The 4,239-nt window shown below is 61.1% G+C and carries 3 protein-coding genes; all 3 read left to right on the top strand.

All coding sequences use genetic code 11. The annotated features are described in order from the left end of the window. The first annotated feature begins 307 nt into the window (after positions 1-307). Positions 308-1,381, top strand: a complete 1,074-nt coding sequence (locus tag ACFMO7_RS18175; RefSeq protein ID WP_376796906.1) for a HEAT repeat domain-containing protein — start codon at positions 308-310, stop codon at positions 1,379-1,381. A 40-nt stretch (positions 1,382-1,421) separates the two neighbouring features. After that, positions 1,422-2,375: a HEAT repeat domain-containing protein gene (locus tag ACFMO7_RS18170; protein ID WP_376796905.1), complete on the top strand. Its 954-nt coding sequence runs from the start codon at positions 1,422-1,424 to the stop codon at positions 2,373-2,375. Positions 2,376-3,676: 1,301 nt separating this feature from the next. Beyond that, the coding region (locus ACFMO7_RS18165; protein WP_376796904.1) for a TetR/AcrR family transcriptional regulator at positions 3,677-4,239 on the top strand (563 nt) is incomplete at its 3' end.

Here is a 4,239-nt window from a genome sequence, read left to right as displayed (position 1 = left end):
GGCAGTGCAACAGTCGGACTGGCGGTCTGGCAGACCAGCACCGATGCTGGCTCCACCTCAGGAGTGGATCAAGTCTATAGCGCTGTCACAAACGGACTGGTTTCTGGCTCGGCCTCGGCTCAGCCCAGGCGGCAGCTCGTTGCTGCCTAGAGACGATCTCAGGCAGTATTCCTTCATGGCTCCTCTGGCTGTAGCAGGGGGCTGTGTCTCAAACTGCGCCGATGAGACTTCAACCGTTGAAAAAGGCTCGCTGAGGGGACAGAAAGAGGTTCCATCCGGACAAGAAGAGAGAAGGTGAGAGCAAGCCATGCTTTGGTGGAAAACCTTCCCCGACGGGTACATCTTTGGCGAAGAGGGCTTCTTCACCCAGCCCGGCTACCTGCCCCGGCAGTACCCCCTCTACGTCGCTCGCGCCTTCCTGTCGGTGGACTACGACGAGCCGCTCTTCTCCCAGGACGAGCCTGAACAGCCCTGGTACCGGCTGGCCTGGGAAGCCGCCGAAGCCTTCTCCCAGCGCTGGGGCGGCTTCGACGAAGCCACCCTCCAGCTCGTGCTGCACCAAGGCCCCCTCCCAGATCAGCTGGCCGCCGTCTTCGCCCTCGGCCATAGCTCCTTTCCCGGCGCCAACGACAGCCTGGCCCCCCTGCTGCACTCCAACGACTGGCTACTGCGCGGCGCAGCAGCCTGCTGCCTGGTGCTGCGCCGCGATGAGCGGGCCATCCCAGTCATCGAGCGCTACCTGCTGACCCCGGCCCCTACCCTGATCACTCACGAGGGACTGCTCTGTCCTGTCCCACCAGCTCAGCTCTGGTATGAGAAGTACAAGGCTTTGGTAGCGTGGGTGCTGGCCGAGTGGGGTCCCCCTTCGCTGGTCCCCGTCTTCAGACAGGCGCTGCTACAGACCTGGCACGAGGAGCAAGATCCCGAGGAGCTGTATAGCCCGTGGAGTCGAGAGTTCTACGAAGCGCTCTGCTACGCGCTGGGGCGGCGCGGCGTGCTGGGAGCCTTGCATGGCATCCAGTTGCCAGAACTGCTCAGGCGGCACGCACTACGCCTGCTGGCTTTGGGCTATCTACGAGTGCCCGAACGCTTCGATGACAGCGATTGGTATTCGCTGCTTCAACATCCTGATATAAGAAAAGAGATAACAATTCTATTGAAAGATAAGTTTGGAATGGAAGATCCTGAAATTCAAAAAATCTTTGACAGTGCCTGGGATGACCTCGAGCGATTCGACTTTTCCTGGAGGTATCCAGGAGATTCCGACAACGCAGAAGAAAATGCGGCCGATGAAACCCTGCGGCTGGCCGCTGAGCTGGCACGCGCCAGCCGCCAGCACCAGGAGCCACCTGATCAGTCCCCTGAGACGGCCCAGCCCTAGACCAGCCACCGGGCCTCCAGCAAGAAGGTGAGAGCAAGCCATGCTTTGGTGGAAAACCTTCCCCGACGGGTACATCTTTGGCGAAGAGGGCTTCTTCACCCAGCCCGGCTACCTGCCCCGGCAGTACCCCCTCTACGTCGCTCGCGCCTTTCTTTCCCTGACCTATGCCGAGCAAGATGCTCTTCGAGAGCCAAAGGCCGAAACCAAGCCTGAACAGCCCTGGTACCGGCTGGCCTGGGAAGCCGCCGAAGCCTTCGCCCAGCGCTGGGGCGGCTTCGACGAAGCCACCCTCCAGCTCGTGCTGCACCAAGGCCCCCTCCCAGATCAGCTGGCCGCCATCTTCGCCCTCGGCCATAGCTCCTTTCCCGGCGCCAGCGACAGCCTGGCCCCCCTGCTGCACTCCAACGACTGGCTACTGCGCTGCGCAGCAGCCTGCTGCCTGGTGCTGCGCCGCGATGAGCGGGCCATCCCAGTCATCAAATCCTACCTGCTCTTGCCAGCGCCCATAGCCATCAACAGCGAGGGCCAAGTCAGCATCGTATCCGAGGCCAGCGGATGGTACGATCTCTACAAGCAACTGGTGCCGTGGGTCCTGGCGGAGTGGGGACCCTCCTCTCTGCTCACAGCCTTACGGCGGGCGCTGCTTAAGTGCTGCAAGGCAGAGGCCAATAGCGAGCAACCATCGCCGGCCCGCATAGGCTATCTGAAGGCACTGAGCTATGCGCTGGGTAGGCGAGGATCACTGGGAGCACTGCACGGCATCAGACTTCCCCCCACCCAGAGATGGCTAACCTCCCTGTATCTCACTCTGGGGTACCTTAGAGCCGCTGAGCGCTTCGACAGAGAGGACCTCTATGCCCAGCTGCAGGCTGATGCAGAACTGGGCAAGGATGTCCTGGCCCTCCTGCACACCTACTTTGCTCTCGATGAAGAGCAGGCGCTGGCAGCGCTCAAGTCCTGGCAGAAGCAGGGCAAGACCATCGGACCCTTGTAAGCCGTCCAAAGGGGGAGCAGCCACCCATCTCACCGCTGCTAGAGAAAAACCCGGGCTGCTCCCTCTGAGTGAGACCAGCCTCTTGCTGGCGCATAGGGCGCCTCCGGCCCGACTGGATGAGGAGCGGGATCGCCATCGTCCTATCTCTGTCTGTTGTGGTACGGGTCTCTCTCCCAACCCCGCAGGCACCGCTTGCTCACAGGCACCGATTGAGAATCAAACTGAACAGCTTCGGCTCATCACTTCAGCATCCCCAACGGATCGACGCCCCTGCAACAGAACCCCGCAAGAGATTCCCAAGGAGAGAGATTGCCGCAAGGCCCGCAAAGCCAAGACCACCCAGCCACGAGCCAGACCAGCGATAGGGGAGCGGGAGAACGGTAGAGAGCGGTGCCGAGCCAGTCAGCTCCGCGGCAGCGAGCCGAAGCCGGCGATAGGGGTTCAGAAGGCCACAAGTCCGGGCCTCGCCGGCCTCCAGCCAGTGGTCCCACACGGCATAGAAGGAAACCCAGGAATAATGGTCAGGCAACGGAGAGATCGAGAGGCCGCAGCAGGATCAAGGCCCTCGCAAAGGCGGAACACCGGGCGACCTCCCCCTCGCGATAGGCCCCCAGGATCGGCAGACGGGTTCTGGCCTGATCCCGGGCGATGTCACAGAGCAGATCGAGCCTGCATCGCCAGCCCAGCGGCGGCCATCAAGCAGGAGACGGACCACCTTCTCCAGAAAGCTGCTTTTCCCTCCCAATACCATACCAGGCTCACTGGTGACAAAAACCTGGCTGCAGCAACTGGCCGTCATAGCTTGTTTCATAGATTTGCCAGGACCTGGTCAGCCTGGAGCGGAGCCTGGCCAGAGCTGGTTCGTGCCGTGGACTGCCTGTACTCATCTCTCCTGATCGGGAAGCGCGCCATCATCACCGACCCCGGAGAAAAAGGCGACCAGGCCTCGCCTCCTCATTCATGCATGATCTGTAGCAGCTCTCTAGACAGGGCACGCGTCGCAAAAAGCAGGACCTTGACCACAGTGCCCAGTGGCGAAATCACCGACTGGCGGCCCACTCAGATTCGTTCTGGGACAATGCCCAGCCCAGCTCAGAGCGCTTCTTCTGGCTCGCCAGAGTCAGCCACGCGGAAAGCCAGCCAGAGAGACCTTTCGCCCTCCCCCTTGACAATCCTCTGACCAGCTGTTAAAATTTTGACTGACCAGTCATGACTGGTCAGTCAAAATTTCTTCGAGTGGTCATTTTCTAAAGAAGCGGTCAAACTGTGTACCGTCGGTCAGCGAACGAGGAGGTGCATTGATGCCACCTTCGACCGAGCCGCGCTCATGGAAAGAGAAGCAGCGGCAAGAGCGTGAGGCGCTCATCTTGCAGGCCGCCGAGGAGGTTTTCTGCGAGAAAGGCTATCACGAGACCTCGATCGAGGAGATCGCCGCGCGCGTGGGGATTGCCAAGGGAACAGTCTACCTCCATTTTGCGAGCAAGGAGGAGCTGCTGGCGGCCCTTTTTCAGCGCGACACCGAGCAGGTCCTCGCGGAGGTAGAGGCCCTCGCCTCGGCTCCTGGGCGCTCGGCGCGTGAGAGGTTGGAGGCCATTCTGCACCTGCTCTACGGCAAATTATTCAAGAAGCGCACACATTTCTTCTATAGCATATATAACAGTCCCGAGATGCGCACCCTTCTGGCCAGGAAAGAGCAGATGCATGCTCGCTGGGAGCAGCTAACACGTCGTCTCGAGGCCCTGCTGAGTGAGGGGCAGGCCGCCGGCGAGTTCAGGGCGGATCTACCGAGCAGCGTCATGCTGAGCCTCTTTCTCAACCTGGTCTCATCGCGAGGCTACGAGCGTCTGATCACTCAGGAGGGGCT

Origin of the sequence: Thermogemmatispora sp. (assembly GCF_042408735.1) — a bacterium.
Classification (GTDB): Bacteria; Chloroflexota; Ktedonobacteria; order Ktedonobacterales; family Ktedonobacteraceae; genus Thermogemmatispora.
The sequence above is the reverse complement of the archived record's forward strand: the minus strand, read 5'-3'. Positions and strand labels throughout refer to the sequence as shown.